Here is a 19003-nt window from a genome sequence, read left to right as displayed (position 1 = left end):
ACACCGATCGAAAAAAAACATCGGGCCGACCCACGCGAGGCGCGGTACGCTAGAAAGTTCGTGCAGCGAAGCGGCGCCGCGCCTTCTGACGCCCGACTATAAAAAGCGAAGATCGAAATGGAAGCAAAGTGGCTGGAAGATTTCCTGAGCCTTGCGGATACCAAGAGCTTTTCCCGGGCCGCGCGTAACCGGCACCTCACGCAGTCGGCATTCAGCAGACGAATCGCGTCGCTCGAAACCTGGATGGACGCGAAGCTGGTCGACCGGAGCATCAACCCGATCACGCTGACGCCGGCCGGACAAATGTTCCGCGGGCTCGCCGCGGACATCCTGCGCAGCATGTATGCGGCGCGCAATCTCGTGAACGGCTACGACCAGTTCGCGGCCAGCGACCAGGTCGTGCGGTTCGCCGTCGCCCATACGCTCGTCTTCACGCTGTTTCCCGAATGGCTCAAGCAGCTCAACGGCGAGGTCGGCCACGTAACTGCGCGCGTGAACGCGGTGAACGTGCCGGAAGGCGTGCAGCAGCTCGTCGAGGGCGAATGCGACCTGCTGCTCGGCTATCACCATCCGCAGTTGCCGATCGTGCTCGACCCGAACCACTTCCCGTTCGTGAACCTCGGCGTCGAGCGGATCCTGCCGGTGTCGACGCCCGATGCGCGCGGCAAGCCCGTGTTCCAACTGCCGGGCACGCCCGACGCACCGCTACCGCTGCTCGCGTATTCGTCGGGCGCGTTTCTCGGCAACATCGTCGAGATGCTGCTGCTGAATGCGACCGAGCCGTATGTGCTGCACCGATGCTTCGAAACGCACATGTCCGAGGCGTTGAAGGGCATGGTCGTGGCCGGGCACGGGATCGGCTGGCTGCCGGAAAGCTGTGTCGCGAAGGAGCTCGCGGAAGGCACGCTCGTGTGCGCGGGTTCCGGCGACTGGATCACCGAACTCGAAATCCGCCTGTACCGGTCGGCGCGCAAGCGCGGGCTCGCGGCCGAGCAGCTGTGGACCTACATCATGAACCGGCCGCGCAAGGCGCTCGATGGCGCGGTCGAGGCGGCCGGGCAAGCGGCCGCGCCGGCGATACGCATCGCGCGGCGAAGCGCGGACGGCAGCCGCTGACATTCGGGTTCGCGTCCGGTCTGTTCACGGCGCGAACGCGAGTGCGGTCCCGGGCAATCCGGCGTTGACCCGCATTCGCGTCGCACTGCTTCGTATCGAACGCGACCGCCTTTCCGGCAACAATCGATCATCTCGCCGCAGCCCGTGAAATCACCGTACCCACCCCGTAATCGACAGCGGAGAAATCGCAAACGTTTGCTTTCGAAAATCGAGTTTTTTACCCCTCCAACGTAATGCCCGAATATTCCGACTGATTTTCCGGGTCGAAATACCCTGTTACAGAACAAATTAAAAGTTTCGATTTACCTGTAACAACCCGAATATCAAAAACGTCGCACCCTCATTTCAAATTTCTCGACCTGCATCCGGATCTTCATCAATTCGCGTCGAACACAGAAGCAACAATTCCTTTTATCAGTCGTTATTTTTCGGCACGAATGCCGATACCTCCGACATGATTCAATGCGGGCTCGATCATCGCTACCGACGAGCAATGATCATATTCGGCAATATCGACTTTCTTCAGCGGTAAACGAGTCAGACAAATCCGTCGTTATCCTATTTAAATAGGACATTTCACCCTCGTCCCATTTCGACCACACGCGGTTGTTGGTTCAAAGACCATCGTGTATCAATAGCGTGTCGCAAAAAAAACGCTGGCAAATTTGACTCGGAATAAATGCTTGCCATTGATTCCGGACGGGAGGTTGCAATGTCTTCCTCGTTTCGACAGCATGCCCGCCCTTTCCTGAGCGTTGTCCTCTCCACGCTCTGCATGAATGCCATCGCCCAGGCCCCCGCATCCGGTCCGGGCACCGGCCGCTACGTGATCTCGTATATCTGCGGCGACGCGCGGATCGACGGTACGGCGCCGCTTCCCCCCGACGGCCGTCCCTACAACCTCGGCGTGTCGTTCACATCGGCCCGGACCGGGCAACCGCTTGTCAACGTGCAGGTCCGCCTGAGGCGGCATGGCCGCGTGCTCGTCGAATTCAACGCATCGGGGTCGCGCTGCCTGTTCAGCGTGCCCGACGCGAGCTACCGGGTCGAAGGGACCTATCAGGGGGCCACGCAGTTCGCGATCGTCGAAACGGGCGCGCTCACCACGCAGTTGCGATGGTGAACGCCACCTGACCCGCCCCGATCGCGTCATTCACCGCAGCGTCTCGAATCGAGGAACATTGAATGACTCGTGCAGAACGACCGGACAACTCACCCGCCCGACAGCCGAAACCCTCCTGGGGCCCCGGCAAGAACGCGGCACTCAGCTTCGTCACGTTCGCGGCGATCTTCGGCATCTTCGCGTATGCCGAGCGTGACACGGCAACCGGCCATGCCAGCGTGACGCACGACATCTCCGGTGTGATCGGCACAGCCGCCGGGACATACCGCAACGCGATCGTGGCCACGACCTCCCGCTCGACCGGTGGGTCCGGAACCTCGGTCGTCCAAGGGCCGGAGCCGGCGATCGCACCCGCCGCACCACCCGTCACGCTCGCGGCCGAACCGGAAGCCGCGCCGCGGGCAGCCACCCGCGCCGTCGCGAAACACCGGCCACCGGTGCATGTGCCGCCCATGGCACTCGCCGCCAACCCGCACGCCACGCCGGCTCGCGGGCACATCACCGCGCGCTTCGGCGATACGCACCGCGCGCCGCGAACCGAAACGCTGGCGGGCACGAGAAAGCGCATGGACTTCGCGCCGATGCCACGGTCGTACAACACCGACACGGCGCGCATGCAGACGGCAAGCATCACGCGTGCGGACCTGGCAGGTGCGCGAGCGCTGGCAAAGGCGCGCTCGTGCGCGGTGATCGACGAATGGAACTGTGTGGAGCAAAACGCGAGCCGGGCGCTCGCGATCGACCCGAAGAACAGCGAATCGCGTGCATTGCTTGGGCAGGCGATCCGCAATCGCCTGTGAACCGGCGCCGCATGGCCGGGCCCGCTGCCCGACCGCGCGGCGAGCGGTGACGTGGATCGTCGGGTGTGCAACCGAAGTGATCGTTTCGAAGCGAGGACACACCGTGGCCAACAATCGCAAACAACACCGCACTGCCGTCGCTCCGTCCAACCGGCGGATCTTCCTGCATGCGCCGCTGATGGTGCTGCTCGTCGCGTCCGGCCCCTGCTTCTCCGCCGAAAGCGATACGGAATCCGGCGGCGTCAGCGAAATCGCCGGCGTCAATGGTGTGCCGGATCCGAAACCGCCGGACTTGCCGACACAGGGTTCGCTCGCACCGGACGCACCACCACCACATGCGCCGACACTGATCGCGCAGGCCTCGGGTGCCCAGATGCCGAGTGCCGCGACGCCCGCTGCTCAAACACCGCCCCCGCCGACATCGGACACCCCGATGCCCAATGCCCAGCCTCCGGCCGCGCAGACACCCGAAGCGGAAACCCCGAATGCGCAGGCGCCCGACCTCCGTACCGCCGACCCGGCCACCGTCCGCAACGACGTGTTCGGCCTCGCGTCGAGCGGCGGCGCGATCAAGGCGCTGGAAGAAGCGAAAGCGCGCCCCGACGTGTTCTCCGCCGTCGATCTCGCGCGGCTCGAGGAACTGTCGATTCGCCAGCAAGTGCGCGGCGGGCGCGACAAATCGCGCTCGATGACGAGCGCCGACCGCTTCGACGGGCTCGATACCGCATTGCGCGCCGCCGACGACCTCGACAAGCGGATGCCGCCCACGCCCGAGTATTCGCCGGTCCGGACGGCGCTCGCCGGCGACCGGACGATCGCCTACGCGGCGCGCGGCGACATGAAGAAGGCCGTCGCGACATTCGAGACGATTCCGCCGGACGCGGAGATCTCGATCGACGCGCTGGCGGCCGTCGGCGACGCGTACCTGTACCTGAGCGAACCGGGCAAGGCCAACGCCGTGTACCAGCGCGCGCTGAAGCAGGCGACTGCAGCGCCGACGGACAGCGCGACGCGCGGCTTCCAGTACGGCGCACGCACGCGTCCGATCGAATTGCGCGAAGGGTTGTTCTGGTCGTACGTCGACCAGGGGCGCGCGGCCGATGCGAACCAGGTGCTCGACGACATGGGCAAGTCGCTGCCGCCGGCAAAAGAGGTACGCGTGTGGGGGCCGGAAAACGACGACTACCTGCGTTACTACCGGCTGCGTGCGCAGTACCTGATCTACACGGGCCGCGTGGATGAAGGGATCGCCGCGCTGGAAAAGCTCGAGAAGGAAGTGCCGTTCAATGCGGAAGTCCGCGCCGCGCATGCCGATGCCGTATCGGGCCAGTCGCACCCGCGCCAGGCGATCGCGATGTATCACGCGTCGCTGACCGACCACCCGGACAACGTCGAAATGCTCGCCGGGCTCGGCCGCGCGGCGCTGTCGGCCGACGACTACGCGACCGCGAAGAGCGTCGACCAGACCTTCGACAACACGTTCCCCGACAGCGGCTCCGTGCGCGCATTCAAGCGCGACTACAACGCGTACCGCAGCCCCGTGTTCACGACCGACCTGAGCTACGAGCACGGCAACAGCGCGCTGGCCGACAACAGCTTCACGTCGGACAGCTATGTGTATTCGCAACCGTTCGGCGACAACTGGCGCGTGTTTTCGCACACGTTCTTCGGTTATGCGCAAACCGACACCGGCAACATCAGCCGCACGCGCACCGGCGTCGGCGGCGACTACCGGCACGGGCCGCTCACGGTCCAGGGCGAAGTCACGCGCTCGCTCGGCACCGACGGGCGAACGGGCGGCCGCGGTTCCGTCACGTACAACCTCAACGATTACTGGACGGTCAGCGGCGCGCTCGACTCCAACGACAACACGCTGCCGTGGAAGGCCTATGTCGCGCACATCTGGGGCCGCTCCGCGAACGTCGAGGTCGTGTATCGCCAGAACGACCGCCGCGAAGTCAAGCTGAGCTACGGCGTGAGCCGCTACAGCGACGCGAACTTCCACCAGGAAATTTCCGCGACGGGCACGCAGCGCGTGTACACATCGGCGAACCAGCTCGTCAACATCTCGCTGGATCTCGGCACCGACAGCAACACGCGGCAGGACGCGCCCTACTTCAACCCGGGCCGCGACTATGCGGCGGCGGCAACCGTCATGCACCAGCTGACGCTGTGGAAGAAGGGCGACATGTCGTTGCAGCAGCGCCTGTCGGCGTCCGGCGGCGTGTACAACGAGCGCGGCTTCGGCACCAGCGCGTTATGGACCGCCCGCCTCCAGCACGTCTGGACATTCAAGCACGACATCACGCTGAGCTACGGCGTCGAAGTCAGCAGCCATGCGTACGACGGCCAGCGCGAGCGCTCCGAAACCGGCTTCCTGTCGGTCAACCTGCCGTTCTAGCAAGGAGATCGGACAATGCAATCCAGACGGACCTTCATGTGCGGATGCCTCGGCGCGTTTACGGCCTGCTCGTTGTTTCCGGGCGTGGCGAACGCGCGGATGATCGACCTGCTGCCGCCGTCCGATCCGGTCGACGGCAAGACGTTCCGCGTGATCTGCATGCACGACGTGCGCGACAACCTGCTGTCGACCTTCTCCACGTCGACGATGGTCGATCCGTATGCGGTCGACACCGGCACGCTGACGGCCATCTTCTCGTGGTTGCAGACCAACAACTACCACACGGTCACGGTCAAGCAGATCGAGGCATCGCGGCACGGCGGCAAGCCGCTGCCGCCCCGCGCGGTGCTGATCACGTTCGACGACGGCTACCGCAGCCACTACACGAAAGTCCTGCCGCTCCTCGAGCGCTTCAAGTATCCGGCCGTGATGGGCATCGTCACCGCGTGGATCGACGCGCCGCCGGATGCGCCGATCAAGATCAGCGACAGGATCGAGATGCCGCGCGACTACTTCATGTCGTGGGACGAGGTGCAGAAGGTCGGCCAGTCGAATCTCGTCGAGCTTGCGTGCCACACGCACAACCTCCATCACGGCGCGGTTGCGAATCCGCAGGGCAACGAGTTGCCAGCCACCACGTCGCACCTGTACTTCGACAACGAGAAGCGCTATGAAACCGATGCGGAGTTCGAAGCCCGCGTGCATGACGACCTGCAGACATGCGTGCGGCAGATTCGCGACCGCACCGGCATCGTCGCACGCTCGATGGTCTGGCCATACGGCGCGGAAAACCAGCCGGTGCGCAAGATCTCGACGTCGCTCGGCATGGATATCCAGTTCAGTCTCGACGCCGGCCCGAATACGCCGGACGTGCCGCTCGACCGGCTGAGGCGGATCCTGATGATGTACGACGTCGACATCGGCGGGTTCGAGCGGTCGATGCGCGAGCCGGCGACCAACCGCGGCGACGTCGACGTGCCCGAGCGCGTCGTGCAGGTCGATCTCGACCAGGTCTACGATCCCGATCCGGCGCGGCAGGAAACCAATCTCGGCAAGCTCGTCGAGCGCATCTACCGGATGCAGCCGAAATCGGTGTACCTGCAGGCGTTTGCGGATCCGAAGGGCACAGGCGTCGCGGAATCGCTGTACTTCCCGAACCGGCACCTGCCGATGCGCGCCGACCTGTTCTCGCGCGCCGCATGGCAGCTCAACACGCGCTCGAACGTGCAGGTGTATGCGTGGATGCCGGTGCTGGCGTTCCGTCCGCCGACCGACAAGCATCGCGGCCTCGAAGCCGTCAGCGCGTACGGCGGCGCGCCCGCGCGCGAAAACGGCTCGCGAATGTACCGCCTGAGCCCGTTCGATCCCGAAGCGCGGCTGTTCATCGAGCAGATCTACGAGGACCTCGGCAAGTACGCGTCGTTCAGCGGCATCCTGTTCAGCGACGACGCCGTGCTCGACGATTACGAGGATGCGGGCCGGCACGCGTTGAGCATGTACGCGCAATGGGGGCTGCCGGCCGACATCGGCAAAATCCGTGCGACGCCCGACCTGATGAGCCGCTGGACGCGGCAGAAGACGCGCTACCTGATCGACCTGACACGCCAGCTCGAACAGATCGTGCTCGCGAACCAGAACGCGGGCGACGTGCTGACCGCGCGCAACATCTTCGCGCTGCCGGTGCTGAAGCCGGAATCCGAAGCGTGGTACGCGCAGAACTACGACGATTTCCTCGCCACCTACGACTTCGTCGCGCTGATGGCGATGCCGTACATGGAACAGGCGCAGGACCCCGTGCGCTGGATGGACCAGCTCGTCGACGCGGTCCGCGCGAAACAGCGCGGCTTCGCGCGCACCGTGTTCGAACTGCAGTCGTACGACTGGCATGCGCGCAAGGAGATTGGGGGCAGCGCGCTGCTCGCGCAGATGCGGCGGCTGCGCAGCAAGGGCGCGGTGAACTTCGGCTACTACCCGGACAACTTCCTGAACAACCAGCCGGATCTCGACACGATGCGCGACGTGATGTCGCTGAAGTCGCGCCTCGATCCGACGTCGATCAACGCGCTGATGCAGTCGCAGCATCCTCAGGGGACGAAAACGCCATGACGACCCACGGCATCATCCAGCGCCTGCAGGATTTCGTCTTCTACTACCCGTTCTTCATGTCGTATCTGTGGATGATCGGCGGCGTCGTGCACTACTTCCTGCTCGAGGAGGGCCGCGTGCTGTCGACGCGGACGATCGCGTCGAGCGGCATCCCGAAGATCTCGATCGTCGTGCCCTGCTTCAACGAAGCCGCGAACGCGCGCAGCGTGATCGGCCACCTGAACGGGATGCAGTATCCGAACTACGACATCATCGCGGTCAACGACGGCAGCAAGGATCGCACCGGCGACATCCTCAACGAACTGGCCGTCGAAATCCCGCGGCTACTCGTGATCCATCACGCGCACAACGAAGGCAAGGCGGTCGGGCTCACGACCGCGGCGGCCGTGTCGAACGCGGAATACCTGCTGTGCATCGACGGCGATTCGCTGCTCGCGCACGACGCGATCGGCTGGATGCTCGAACACTTCCTGACCGACCCCGGTGTCGGCGCCGTGACCGGCAACCCGCGCATCCGCACGCGCACGTCGCTGCTCGGCCGCATGCAGGTCGGCGAATTCTCGTCGATCGTCGGGCTGATCAAGCGCACGCAACAGGTGTACGGCCGCATCTTCACGGTGTCGGGCGTCGTCACGATGTTCCGCAAGACCGCGCTCGCCGACGTCGGCTACTGGAGCTCGGACATGCTGACCGAGGACATCGACATCAGCTGGAAGCTGCAGTGCCGCGACTGGCGCGTCGTGTACGAGCCGCATGCGCTGAGCTGGATCCTGATGCCCGAGACGCTCAAGGGGCTCTACCGGCAGCGGCTGCGCTGGGCGAAAGGCGGCATCCAGGTACTGATGAAGTATGCGGGCACGCTCGCGCGGCCGACGCAGATGATGATGTGGCCGCTGTTCATCGAATACCTGATCGGCATCGCATGGGCCTATTCGATGTCGTTCATCCTGCTGCTCGCGCTCGTCGACGTCGTCCATCCGCTGCCGCTGAACTGGCACGTATCGGTCGTGCCGCACTGGCACGGGATGCTGCTGGTCGCAACCTGCATCCTGCAACTGATCGTCGGCAGCATGATCGATCGCCGCTACGACGAAAAACTCCTGATGTATTTCCTGGACACCGTCTGGTACCCCGTCGCCTTCTGGCTGATCAGCATGATCACCACCGTCGTCGCCCTGCCCGCCGTCGTGCTGCGGGGCCGCGGCAAGCGGGCCGTATGGGTCAGCCCCGACCGAGGCATTCAACATGAAGAACGCGCCGATTATTGACCTTTCCCTGCGCGCGCCGCGCGAAATGATCGCCGAGCGCGGTCGCATCGTCGGGCTCGGGCTCGTCGTCTGGTTCCGCCTCGTGCGGCCCGCGCTGGTGGGCGCCGTGTGGGCATCGATCTGCATCTACACGTACCGCTACCTGCTGCCGTTCAACCAGGCGGAGATGCCGATCGAGCAGATGGTGTTCTACGCGACGTGTATCGCGATCATCGGCGGCACGATCGTCACGTGGCTGATCGCGGGGCGCGTCGTGCATCCGCTCGCTTACCGGCTGCGCGTATCGAAGATGGTGCGGCGCTCGGCCAGCGCGAAGATACGCTCGGTGCCCGCGACCGCATTGACCGGCGTCCGCCGGCGCGGCTTACCGCGCACGACGCGCATTCTGGTCGCGTCGCACGACGCGAACGGCTCGATCTCCGGCATCGAATGGGTAGCCCACGCTGGGCCTCCGCCCCGCGAGTAGATCGGCGGAGACGCGCTGCCGCGCACGAGGCCGCATCCGTGCGGCGCGGCGCCGCTCCTGACGCCGCGCTGCCGTGCATCGCCGGCAGGCCGGCAACTTCTTGTGGACGAGGTGAATCATGTGCGGAATCGTCGGAGCAAGCGGCCTGAACAATCAGGTGCCGCAACTGGTCAATGCGCTGAGCCGGCTCGAGTATCGCGGCTACGATTCATGCGGCATCGCCGTGCAGGACGCCGGCCGCCTGCGCAGCGAACGCACGCTGCGGCGCGTGACGGACCTGCAGGATCGCGTGATGACGCTCGGCCTCGAAGCGCAGACCTGCATCGCGCATACGCGCTGGGCGACGCACGGCGCGCCGTCGGAGATGAACGCGCATCCGATCATGTCGGGCGACACGATCGCGGTCGTGCATAACGGGATCATCGAGAACCACGACGCGCTGCGCACCGAGCTGCGGCAGCGCGGCTACGCGTTTCGCGGCGAAACCGACACCGAGGTGATCGCGCATCTGATCCACAGCGTCTATCGCGACGACCTGTTCGACGCGGTCGTGCACGCCGTCAAGCGGCTGCACGGCGCGTACGCGATCGCGGTGCTGAGCGCGCGCGAGCCGCAGCGCCTCGTCGCCGCGCGCGCCGGGTCGCCGCTCGTGATCGGCATCGGCGCCGAACAGAATTACCTGGCGTCGGACTGCGCGGCGCTCGGCGACCTGACCGACCGTTTCATCTACCTGGAAGACGGCGACGTCGCGCTGATCACGCCGGAACGCATCGCCGTGGTCGACGCGGGCGGGCAGGAAGCACAGCGCCCGTTGTGCCAGGTGAAGGCGCGCGACGGCGACGTTGCGCTCGGCCCTTACCAGCACTTCATGCAGAAGGAGATCTTCGAGCAGCCGAAGGCGATCGACAGCACGCTCGACGGCATCGACACGATCTCGCCGGCACTGTTCGATGCGACCGACAGCACGCGCGCGCTGCTGTCGCGAGTGCGGAGCGTGCTGCTGCTCGGCTGCGGCACCAGCTACTACGCGGGCCTGACCGCGAAGTACTGGCTCGAGAGCATCGCGGGCGTGCCGGCGCAGGTCGAGGTCGCCAGTGAATTCCGCTACCGCGATACCGTGGCCGATCCGCGCACGCTCGTGGTCGGCATCTCGCAGTCGGGCGAAACGGCCGACACGATCGGCGCGATCGAGCGCGCGAGGGAGATGGGCCAGGAACTGTCGATGGCGATCTGCAACGTCGCGACCAGCACGATCGCGCGCAACGCGCCGCTCCGGTTCCTCACGCGGGCCGGCACCGAGCTCGGCGTCGCGTCGACCAAGGCGTTCACGACGCAGCTCGTCGCGCTGTTCGTGCTGACGCTGACGCTCGCGCAGTTGCGCGGCCGGCTCGACACGGCGCAGGTCGCGATGCACCTGAAGCAGTTGCGCGCGCTGTCCGGTCGCATCAGCCACGCGCTCGCGCTGGAAACGCAGATCATGGGCTGGGCCGCGCAGTTCGCGCGCACCGAGAACGCGCTGTTCCTCGGGCGCGGCATCCATTTCCCGATCGCGATGGAAGGCGCGCTGAAGCTCAAGGAGGTGTCGTACATCCACGCGGAAGGTTATGCGGCCGGCGAGCTGAAGCATGGCCCGCTCGCGCTCGTCACGAGCGCGATGCCGGTCGTCACGATCGCGCCGGACGACCGCCTGTTCCAGAAGCTGAAGTCCAACATGGCCGAGGTGCGTGCGCGCGGCGGGCGGCTCTACGTGCTGGCCGGCAATCAGCTCGAAATCGACGCCGACCGCGACACGCACCTGATCCGCGTGCGCGAATCGGGCGACCTGCTGTCGCCGATCGTCAACGTGATTCCGCTGCAGCTGCTCGCATATCACGTCGGCTGCGCGCGCGGCGCCGACGTCGACAAGCCGCGCAACCTCGCGAAATCGGTGACGGTCGAATGACGCGGCGCACGCGCCCGGCGCAGGCGGTCGCGCGGCGCGTCGCGGCTGCGCTGTGCAGCGCGTGCTGTCTCGTCGCGGCAGCGCCGCCGGCCTTCGCCGGCGCGCCGGCCGTGCATACGGTCACCGTGCAGAGCTCACCGCCATCGCAGGAGACCGGCGACCCGCGCCGTTTCATGCACGGCATCGGCGTGGCCGACGCAGGCAACGGCAACCGCTGGGTGTTCTTCAGCAGCTCGGGCATCGTGCCGCGCGGCGCGATGCGCAACGGCAACTGGCCGCATGACGTGTACGTTGGCGAATGGCTGCCCGGCAAGCCGCACCTGCTGCACGTCCATACGTTCATCAGTCGCCCCGAGGCGCAGGAGCCCGTGTCGATCGCGCAGAACGCGCGCGGCGACATCTTCGTCACGTTCGAGGACGGCTGGAACGCGCCGCAGGAAGTCAGCCAGCGCTACGGCGTCTACCGGCGCGACCTGAAGCCGGTCAAGCCCTACCCGAACGACGTCGAGTCGGGCGGCCACTCGGGGCATGTGGCCACGGTCGGCGAACGCTTCGTCGTGTTCTATTCCGCCGACTGGGTCGATGGCGGCGGCGTCGACAACCTCGGTACCGGCAACGGCGTCTACCTGAAAACCTACGACGCGGCCGGGCGCGTGCTGAACCACGTCGCGGTCGCGCCGCACCGCCGCGAGTGGTGGCCAGTGATCGCGGGCTCGCCGCGCAACGCGCTGCTCGTCTGGCAAAAATTCATCGAAGGCAGCACGGACGCGACGCTCGAATACGCGCTGTTCGATCCGGTCACGGCGAAGCTGGACATGCTGGGGCCATTGAACGAGGCCATCCGGTACTACGTGTACGCATCGGCCTACGTGCCGGCGATCGACCGCTTCATCGTCGTCACGACGGCGGCGGACGATCGCGGCGTCGCGATGCTGATCGACCCTGACGGGCACCGCACGGCAACGCTCGGCTGCCTGCCGGCGTCGGTGCGCGAATCCGGCATCGGCGTCTCCGGCACGCATGCGTATGTGCCGACCCGCGACGGACGGCTGCTGACGCTGGCGCTTGCGCCGGCGGACATCTCGGTGAGCGGCGTGCAGCGTTCGCCGATTCCGTGGGGCACGACGGGCATCGCCGGTTTCCCGGCGCGCGGCGCGACGATGCATTTCGTGTCGCTGACGCCATCGGGTACGCGCGAAGCCGATTTCGAACCGGAGCGGGATACGCCGTTGCCGAAGAGCGAAGCACCGTGTTCGAGCCATTGACGGTGGTCCAGTAACGGCAATGTCGTGAACGCGGGCAGTCCGCGGGTTCGCCACACCGCCGTTCGTCCTCTTCCCATCGGAGCCGAGCTACGACACGCCTCGCCAATTCAGCGGCCCGCTCGTCGGGCACACTGCCGCTTGCCGGTCCGGTCGCCGCCTCCCCGCCTTTCCGCGCCGTAGTCGCCAGCGCCGCGCGTACCGGATAGACTGTCGCCCGATTCCTTCCGTCGGCCGCGGCTTCCGCCTCCTGCCGCCGCCGGAACGCCCTTTTCCGGAGAACGAATGCTGAAGCGCCAGTGGTTTTTGCTTGTGCTGCTGACGGTTTGCCTGATCGGACAACGCGCGTCGGCCCAGTCCGCGCTCGAACTCGAAACCGACGGCACGGCCCGCGCCCTCACCCGCCAGACGCTGCTCGCACGCCCCGATGCGACGGACATCCACGTGCCGCGCGACATCGCCTACGGCCGCCCAATGACGTTCCGCGCCGTGCCGTTCGCCGCACTGCTCGGCGACACGCCGCTGCCGGCCGACGGCGTGCTCGAAACGCGCGCGGCCGACGGCTTTGCCGCGCAGTTGCCGATGGATCTCGTGCGCCACCGCGCGCCGGCCGGCGCCGTTGCGTGGCTCGCGATCGAGGATCCTGCCTATCCGTGGCCGAAACTGCCCGGCAAGCAGGTCAGCGCCGGGCCGTTCTATCTCGTCTGGCTCGGACCGGATGCGTCGTCGGTGCGCGGCGAGCAGTGGCCGTACCAGATCGTGCGCATCACGATCGAATCGTCGCCGGTCACACGCTGGCCGTCGCTCGCCGTCGATTCCGCGCTGCCCGAGAACGATCCGGCCCGCGCGGGCCAGCACCTGTTCGTCACGCAATGCCTCGCGTGCCACCGCCTCGACGGCGCGGGCAGCAGCCATGCCGGCCCCGACCTGAACACGCCGATGAATCCGGTCGACTACTTCCAGCCGGCCGCGCTGCGCCGCTATATCCGCAACCCGGCGTCGGTGCGCGACTGGCCGGGCCGGAGCATGCCGGCGTTTCCGCCCGATCAGTTGAGCGACCGGGAACTCGACCGGATCGTCGCGTATCTCGCTTATATGGCGCGGCGAAAGGCCGCTCAGTAACGCGCGGCCGGATCACACAAGGAACGTTGATGACGCCAGGCGACACGCTGTTCACCATCGCATCGATCGAAGCCGTGCAGACCCACCCGCTCCGGGCCACGATCCTGCTGAACGGCGATCTGAACGCGTGCGAACTGGCGGGCGACCATGCCGCGACGACGCTGCACGTCGGCGTGCGCGACGATCGGTCGGGCATCGTGGCGGTCGCGTCGCTTTGCGAGGAGCTGCGCGACGACGACCGTGCGCGGCCGGCGTGGCGGCTTCGCGGAATGGCGATCGACCCGGCCGTTCGTGGCATGGGCTTCGGGCGCGTGCTGGTGCAGGTGTGCGTGCGGCACGCGGAAGAGCGCGGGGCCGCGCTCGTGTGGTGCACGGCACGCGAATCGGCGTACCGGTTCTATGAAAAGCTCGGCTTTGTGTCCGATGGTGCGCCGGTGACGATGCCGGGGCGCACCGATACGGCGTTCCATGTGATGCGGCGCTACATCGATCGGCACGCGCCGCCTGTCTGACGCGGACCGCGCGTCGGCATCATCGGGAGAGAATCGGCGCGGCCCGGCGTACCACCTTGTGCCGGGCCGCCCTCATCACGCTCACGCTTCCTGCGCGCTCCGCAGCACCGCACGCAACAGCACATCCGCGCCCGCCGCCGCCCATTCGGGCGTAATCGCTTCGGCCTCGTTGTGGCTCAGCCCGTCGACGCACGGCACGAAGATCATCCCGGTCGGCGCGACGCGCGCGACATAACACGCGTCATGGCCCGCGCCGGACACGATATCCATGTGCGACAGACCGAGCGCCTCGGCCGCGTCACGCACCGTGTCGATGCAGCGCGGCGCGAACGGTATCGGCGGATACGTGAAGATCTGCTCGATCTGCGCACCGAGACCGGTTTCGTCGGCCACGCGGGCGAGTTCCGTCCGCAGCGCTACATCCAGTTCGTCGAGCACCGCATCGTCGGGGTGACGGAATTCGACCGTGAAGAAGCAGCCGCCCGGCACCGTGTTGCGCGAATTCGGCCGCGCTTCGATCATGCCGACCGTTGCGCGCGCATACGGCGCGTAACGGCGGCCGAGCACTTCGACGAACGAGATCATCCGCGCGGCGCCGACCAGCGCATCGCGACGAAACTCCATCGGCGTCGTGCCCGCATGCGCATCGACACCGGTGAGCGTCACCTCGTACCAGCGCTGCCCCTGCCCGGCCGTCACGACGCCAATCGTCTTGCCGGCCCGTTCGAGAATCGCGCCCTGTTCGATATGCAACTCGTACGCCGCGTGCACCGGATAACCGCCGACGGGCTCGGCGCCCGCGTAGCCGATCCGTTCCAGTTCCTCGCCGATCGTCTTGCCCGCGGTGTCCGTGCGCGACAGCCCGTATTCGAGCGTATAGACACCCGCGAATACACCGGCCGAGATCATCGCCGGCGCAAAGCGCGAACCTTCCTCGTTGGTCCAGATCACGACGTCGACCGGACGCTCGGTCTCGATGCCCGCGTCGTTCAGCGCGCGCACGACCTCGAGCCCGCCGAGCACGCCGTAGATGCCGTCGTAGCGACCGCCCGTCGGCTGCGAATCGGCGTGCGAGCCCGTCATCACCGGCGCGGCGTCGAGGTTGCGGCCCGCGCGGCGCGCGAATACGTTGCCCATCCGGTCCACGCGCACCGTGCAGCCGGCCTCCTGCGCCCACTGCACGAACAGGTCGCGCGACGCGCGATCGAGATCGGTCAGCGCGAGACGGCAGACGCCGCCTTTCGGCGTCGCGCCGATCTGCGCCATCCGCTCGAGCGATGCCCACAGGCGGTCGCCGTCGACGCGCGGCGCGCTCACGTTGCCGTCACGCATCGCCCTGCTCCGGCGCGGATTGCCGTGCGTAACGGAAATCGCAGCGCTTGCCGCCCTGCATGATCGTGCTCGTGCGCGTGAGTGCGATGTCCGGCGCATAACCCTGGATGAAATGGCTGTCGCGCGCGCAGCTCAGCAGGTGGCCGATCTCGCCGAGCCCCATCGCGTGATACATCTCCGCGTAGCTGCAGCGATGCACGTCGTAGTCGTAGTGCGCGTCGTCCACGCGCCGCACCTCGACGTCGAGTGCATCGTCCTTCTCCCACAGCACCTGCAGCGCGATGAACGACTTCACGCTCGTGCCGTCCGGCTCCTGCGCGGCGAACGTGCGGCCCGCGTCGACGGCCGCGCCGCGTACGGCTTCCGCGATCACGGCCTGCGCGCGCTCGGCGCCGAACTCGCGCTTCATGATCTCGTAGATCGGCTTGATGATTTCCGCTTCGATGCGGCGCCGCGCGAGGATCCCGAGGCGCGTGTCCTCGGCGGCGGCGGATGTCTGGGTCGGTTCGGTCATGGGGTTCGTCTTTGTCGTTGATTTATTTGGCCACGGTGCGCGAGCCGCCGAGCACGTCGACGACGGTCCACTTGCCGCCGCGCACCTGATAGATCGTGAACGCCGGGTCCTTCAGGTTGCCTTCGCCGTCGAACGCGATCCGCCCCGTCACGCCGGGCCGGTCGATCGCACGGACCGCCGCGACGAGCTTCGCCGGCTGCGTCGTACCGGCCTTCTGCGCGGCCGCGATCAGCGTGGCGGCCGCGTCGTACGCGAACGGCGCATGCAGTTCGATCGGTGCACGATAGCGTGCCTGGTACTGCGTGTCGAACGCCTTGCCGCCCGGCATGCGGCCGAGCGGCAGGCCCGGTTCGAGCGCCGTCACGCCGTCGCCGTCCTTGCCCGCAAGCGACAGGAAGGTCTGGCTCACGAAGCCGCCCGCACCGAGCAGCGGTGCGTTCACGCCGAGCTGGCGCATCCGGCGCGCGATCGGCGCGGCCTGCGCATCGAGGCCGCCGAAGAACACGAGATCCGCGCGCTTGCCCTTGATCGCGGTCAGCACGCCGCTGAAGTCGGTCGTCTTGTCGTTCACGTACTGCCGATCGACGATCACGCCGCCGTTCGCCTGCACGCCCTTGACGAACTGGTCGGCCAACCCCGCGCCGAACGACGTGCGATCGTCGATCACCGCGATGCGCTTCGCCTTCAGCGTCTTCACCGCATACGCGCCGGTGAAGTTGCCGCCCGCATCGTCGTGACCCATGATGCGGAAGGCCGTCGCATAACCCTGCTGCGTGTATTGGTGGCCGGTGGACGCCGGCGCGATCTGCGGGATGCCCGCATCGCGATAGACGCGCGACGCCGGCACGCTGCAGCCCGTGTTCCAGTGACCGACGACGCCGATCACGTGCTGGTCGACGAGCTGCTGCGCGACCGCGACGGCCGTGCGCGGATCGGACTGGTCGTCGGCCGCGACGAGCTTGTAGACGACCGGCTTGCCGCCGATGGACGGATGCTTCGCGTTCGCGTCGTCGATCGCGAGTTGCGCGCCGTTCTGCAGGTCCTTGCCGATACGCGCGGACGGGCCAGTGAGCGGCGCGGCAAGACCGATCAGGATCGTCTGCGGCGCGGACTGTGCAAACGCGGGAACGGATGCGGCCAGGGCGGTCGCCGAGAAAACGAGGCTGACGGGTAGGAAAGCGATTTTCATGTGTGGGGATCGGTGATTCGAATCAAAACATGAAAAATATTAAATATTCAGCACCCAAACCCCAAATACCCAATTGTTGGATGCTTATGCCGATCCTGACACATTAAACCAAGCACCTGTAAACACAAGATATTTTCAGATTGTCTCTCATCCAGACTTTTCGATAAAATTCGACACATGAAAAATATCGAACAATTGCCGCACGATCCGCCGCTGCGCGCGGTGCGTGCGTTCGAAGCATTCGCGCGTCTCGGGTCGGTCACCGCGGCGGCGGGCGAACTCGACATCACGCCGTCGGCGGTCAGCCATCAGCTGCAACTGCTCGAAGCGTTCATCCAGACGCCGCTAACGGTTCGTGAAGGTCGGCTGCTCGCGCTCACCGACGAAGGGCGCGACTACTACCGCTCGATCAGCGCCGCGTTCTCGGTGCTGCGCAGCGCGACGCGCTTCGTGCGTGACCGCTCGTCGCTGCGGCAGATCACGGTCAGCCTGATTCCGCTGCTCGGCATCGGCTGGTTCATTCCGCGGCTGCACGCGTTCCTGGCCGACAACACGGACGTCGACGTGACCGTGCTGTATGCGCATCACCGCAACTACCGAAGCGATGCGTCGGACCTGTCGATCCGCTTCGGCACAGGCGACTGGCCCGGCTACCGCTGCGAGCGGCTGCTGCCGGGCGCGATGGTGCCGATGTGCAGCCCGTCGTTCCTGAAGCGCCACGGGCCATTCCGCACGCCGGCCGATCTCGCGCGCGCGCCGCTCGTGCACGACGAGGATCGCAGCACGTGGGTCAACTGGCTGCAGGGCGCCGGCGTGCGGCACGTGTCGCACGCGGTGGGGCCGATGTTCGAGGACGGCCAGCTCACGCTGAGCGCCGCGCGCGCGGATCTCGGCGCCGCGCTGCTGCGCGCGCCGCTGGTCGAACGCGAACTGGCGAACGGCGAGCTCGTGAAGCTGTTCGATCATGCATTGGACGACGGGCGCGACTACTACCTGTGCACGCGCGAGGACGCGGACATGCCGGACGGGGCACGACGGTTGGCTGAGTGGTTGAGGAAGATGGCGGGGATTTGAGCGGCGTGCCTTCTCGTGTTGCCGAACGACGGTTTACGCGAACGCAGCACCCACCGCACCCGCCCGAGTCTTGCATGCGTCAGCTCAAGTATATATGATATGTATATCATATATCGGAGGCTATCATGAGCCGGATTCTGGTGGATCTGTCGGACGGCCAGCTCGACGAGTTGGCCGCTATCGTCGAGACTGAACATCGTCCCCGCGCCGCGATCATTCGCGACGCGATTGATGCCTACATTGCCCTGCACAAACGTCCGCTCGCCGACGACGCATTCGGTCTCTGGAAAGATCGCACGGTCGACGGGCTCGCGTATCAGGAGGAAATGCGCTCGGAATGGTAAAAGCTCTGTTCGACACCAACATCCTGATCGACTATCTGGGCGGCGTGGAATCCGCCCGCGTCGAACTGGCCCGCTACCACTATCGTGCGATCAGCATCATCTCGTGGATGGAGGTTCTGGTCGGCACGTCCGCACATAACGAAGCCACGACTCGCGCATGGCTCTCGTCATTCGATGTCATCGCGCTCGACAGCACGATTGCGAATCGCGCCGTGACCATTCGCCAGGAACGCCGCATCCGCCTGCCCGACGCGATCGTCTGGGCATCGGCGCAAGTGAACGGGCTGCTGCTCGTGTCGCGCAACACGAAGGACTTCCCCGCCACCGAACCCGGTGTTCGAATGCCGTATCAGATCTGAGCCGATCCACGCGGCTACGCACCCTCTCCCCTCAGGCTTGCATCGATTGGGCTCCCGCCCGCCCCCCCGCCCA

17 protein-coding genes are annotated in these 19003 nt (G+C 66.3%); 14 read left to right on the top strand and 3 right to left on the bottom strand.

The window, feature by feature from the left end; translation table 11 throughout:
- Positions 1 to 117: 117 nt before the first annotated feature.
- The 11 genes from VL15_RS34830 to VL15_RS34780 all read left to right on the top strand — a co-directional run bounded on the left by VL15_RS34830 (position 118) and on the right by VL15_RS34780 (position 14118).
- On the top strand, positions 118 to 1116 hold the full coding sequence (locus VL15_RS34830; RefSeq protein WP_048251341.1) for a LysR substrate-binding domain-containing protein: 999 nt from the start codon (positions 118 to 120) through the stop codon (positions 1114 to 1116).
- A gap of 712 nt (positions 1117 to 1828) precedes the next feature.
- Positions 1829 to 2239, top strand: a complete 411-nt coding sequence (locus VL15_RS34825) for a hypothetical protein (protein ID WP_048251340.1) — start codon at positions 1829 to 1831, stop codon at positions 2237 to 2239.
- Between the two features lie 62 nt (positions 2240 to 2301).
- Entirely contained in the window at positions 2302 to 3039 is a 738-nt protein-coding gene (locus VL15_RS34820) for a hypothetical protein (protein WP_048251339.1), read from the top strand.
- Positions 3040 to 3142: 103 nt separating this feature from the next.
- The gene (gene pgaA, locus VL15_RS34815; protein ID WP_048251338.1) at positions 3143 to 5440 is read left to right on the top strand and encodes a poly-beta-1,6 N-acetyl-D-glucosamine export porin PgaA; all 2298 of its coding nucleotides are present in this window, start codon (positions 3143 to 3145) and stop codon (positions 5438 to 5440) included.
- Between the two features lie 15 nt (positions 5441 to 5455).
- Complete coding sequence (pgaB, locus tag VL15_RS34810; RefSeq protein ID WP_048251337.1) at positions 5456 to 7546, top strand: poly-beta-1,6-N-acetyl-D-glucosamine N-deacetylase PgaB; 2091 nt, start codon at positions 5456 to 5458, stop codon at positions 7544 to 7546.
- Positions 7543 to 8814, top strand: a complete 1272-nt coding sequence (gene pgaC, locus VL15_RS34805; RefSeq protein WP_048251336.1) for a poly-beta-1,6-N-acetyl-D-glucosamine synthase — start codon at positions 7543 to 7545, stop codon at positions 8812 to 8814. The genes pgaB and pgaC overlap by 4 nt, the downstream gene beginning before the upstream one ends.
- A complete protein-coding gene (locus VL15_RS34800) occupies positions 8792 to 9280 on the top strand; it encodes a hypothetical protein (RefSeq protein WP_048251335.1) in 489 nt (162 codons plus the stop codon). The genes pgaC and VL15_RS34800 overlap by 23 nt, the downstream gene beginning before the upstream one ends.
- A gap of 118 nt (positions 9281 to 9398) precedes the next feature.
- Entirely contained in the window at positions 9399 to 11222 is a 1824-nt protein-coding gene (gene glmS, locus VL15_RS34795; protein WP_048251334.1) for a glutamine--fructose-6-phosphate transaminase (isomerizing), read from the top strand.
- Complete coding sequence (locus tag VL15_RS34790; RefSeq protein ID WP_048251333.1) at positions 11219 to 12487, top strand: hypothetical protein; 1269 nt, start codon at positions 11219 to 11221, stop codon at positions 12485 to 12487. The genes glmS and VL15_RS34790 overlap by 4 nt, the downstream gene beginning before the upstream one ends.
- A gap of 282 nt (positions 12488 to 12769) precedes the next feature.
- Positions 12770 to 13606 (top strand): c-type cytochrome, encoded by an 837-nt coding sequence (locus tag VL15_RS34785; RefSeq protein WP_048251332.1) that lies wholly within the window; start codon positions 12770 to 12772, stop codon positions 13604 to 13606.
- Positions 13607 to 13635: 29 nt separating this feature from the next.
- On the top strand, positions 13636 to 14118 hold the full coding sequence (locus tag VL15_RS34780; RefSeq protein WP_048251331.1) for a GNAT family N-acetyltransferase: 483 nt from the start codon (positions 13636 to 13638) through the stop codon (positions 14116 to 14118).
- An 81-nt stretch (positions 14119 to 14199) separates the two neighbouring features.
- Here VL15_RS34780 and VL15_RS34775 read toward each other — a convergent pair whose 3' ends face one another.
- From VL15_RS34775 to VL15_RS34765, 3 genes are read right to left on the bottom strand one after another with little or no spacing between them, the layout of a single operon-like run.
- Complete coding sequence (locus VL15_RS34775; RefSeq protein WP_048251330.1) at positions 14200 to 15450, bottom strand: Zn-dependent hydrolase; 1251 nt, start codon at positions 15448 to 15450, stop codon at positions 14200 to 14202.
- Positions 15443 to 15964, bottom strand: coding sequence for an L-2-amino-thiazoline-4-carboxylic acid hydrolase (locus tag VL15_RS34770; RefSeq protein WP_048251329.1), 522 nt, complete (start codon positions 15962 to 15964; stop codon positions 15443 to 15445). The genes VL15_RS34775 and VL15_RS34770 overlap by 8 nt, the downstream gene beginning before the upstream one ends.
- Positions 15965 to 15986: 22 nt before the next feature.
- Positions 15987 to 17153 (bottom strand): branched-chain amino acid ABC transporter substrate-binding protein, encoded by a 1167-nt coding sequence (locus VL15_RS34765; protein ID WP_048251328.1) that lies wholly within the window; start codon positions 17151 to 17153, stop codon positions 15987 to 15989.
- 177 nt (positions 17154 to 17330) lie between these two features.
- On the opposite strand from VL15_RS34765, the gene VL15_RS34760 reads away from it, so the two are divergent.
- The 3 genes from VL15_RS34760 (at position 17331) to VL15_RS34750 (ending at position 18930) form a co-directional block, all read left to right on the top strand.
- The gene (locus VL15_RS34760; RefSeq protein WP_021160899.1) at positions 17331 to 18227 is read left to right on the top strand and encodes a LysR substrate-binding domain-containing protein; all 897 of its coding nucleotides are present in this window, start codon (positions 17331 to 17333) and stop codon (positions 18225 to 18227) included.
- A gap of 125 nt (positions 18228 to 18352) precedes the next feature.
- A complete protein-coding gene (locus VL15_RS34755) occupies positions 18353 to 18571 on the top strand; it encodes a ribbon-helix-helix protein, CopG family (protein WP_048251327.1) in 219 nt (72 codons plus the stop codon).
- Positions 18565 to 18930 (top strand): type II toxin-antitoxin system VapC family toxin, encoded by a 366-nt coding sequence (locus VL15_RS34750; RefSeq protein ID WP_048251326.1) that lies wholly within the window; start codon positions 18565 to 18567, stop codon positions 18928 to 18930. The genes VL15_RS34755 and VL15_RS34750 overlap by 7 nt, the downstream gene beginning before the upstream one ends.
- Positions 18931 to 19003: the final 73 nt, after the last annotated feature.

Source organism: Burkholderia cepacia (assembly GCF_001039005.1).
Classification (GTDB): domain Bacteria; phylum Pseudomonadota; class Gammaproteobacteria; order Burkholderiales; family Burkholderiaceae; genus Burkholderia; species Burkholderia theae.
This window is presented reverse-complemented; position numbering and strand designations above follow the sequence as displayed.

Coding starts and splice junctions, on each gene's coding strand:
- VL15_RS34830 (WP_048251341.1), top strand. CDS start 118: ATGGAAGCAAAGTGGCTGGAAGATTTCCTGAGCCTTGCGGATACCAAG.
- VL15_RS34825 (WP_048251340.1), top strand. CDS start 1,829: ATGTCTTCCTCGTTTCGACAGCATGCCCGCCCTTTCCTGAGCGTTGTC.
- VL15_RS34820 (WP_048251339.1), top strand. CDS start 2,302: ATGACTCGTGCAGAACGACCGGACAACTCACCCGCCCGACAGCCGAAA.
- pgaB (WP_048251337.1), top strand. CDS start 5,456: ATGCAATCCAGACGGACCTTCATGTGCGGATGCCTCGGCGCGTTTACG.
- pgaC (WP_048251336.1), top strand. CDS start 7,543: ATGACGACCCACGGCATCATCCAGCGCCTGCAGGATTTCGTCTTCTAC.
- VL15_RS34800 (WP_048251335.1), top strand. CDS start 8,792: ATGAAGAACGCGCCGATTATTGACCTTTCCCTGCGCGCGCCGCGCGAA.
- glmS (WP_048251334.1), top strand. CDS start 9,399: ATGTGCGGAATCGTCGGAGCAAGCGGCCTGAACAATCAGGTGCCGCAA.
- VL15_RS34790 (WP_048251333.1), top strand. CDS start 11,219: ATGACGCGGCGCACGCGCCCGGCGCAGGCGGTCGCGCGGCGCGTCGCG.
- VL15_RS34785 (WP_048251332.1), top strand. CDS start 12,770: ATGCTGAAGCGCCAGTGGTTTTTGCTTGTGCTGCTGACGGTTTGCCTG.
- VL15_RS34780 (WP_048251331.1), top strand. CDS start 13,636: ATGACGCCAGGCGACACGCTGTTCACCATCGCATCGATCGAAGCCGTG.
- VL15_RS34775 (WP_048251330.1), bottom strand. CDS start 15,450: ATGCGTGACGGCAACGTGAGCGCGCCGCGCGTCGACGGCGACCGCCTG.
- VL15_RS34770 (WP_048251329.1), bottom strand. CDS start 15,964: ATGACCGAACCGACCCAGACATCCGCCGCCGCCGAGGACACGCGCCTC.
- VL15_RS34765 (WP_048251328.1), bottom strand. CDS start 17,153: ATGAAAATCGCTTTCCTACCCGTCAGCCTCGTTTTCTCGGCGACCGCC.
- VL15_RS34760 (WP_021160899.1), top strand. CDS start 17,331: ATGAAAAATATCGAACAATTGCCGCACGATCCGCCGCTGCGCGCGGTG.
- VL15_RS34755 (WP_048251327.1), top strand. CDS start 18,353: ATGAGCCGGATTCTGGTGGATCTGTCGGACGGCCAGCTCGACGAGTTG.
- VL15_RS34750 (WP_048251326.1), top strand. CDS start 18,565: ATGGTAAAAGCTCTGTTCGACACCAACATCCTGATCGACTATCTGGGC.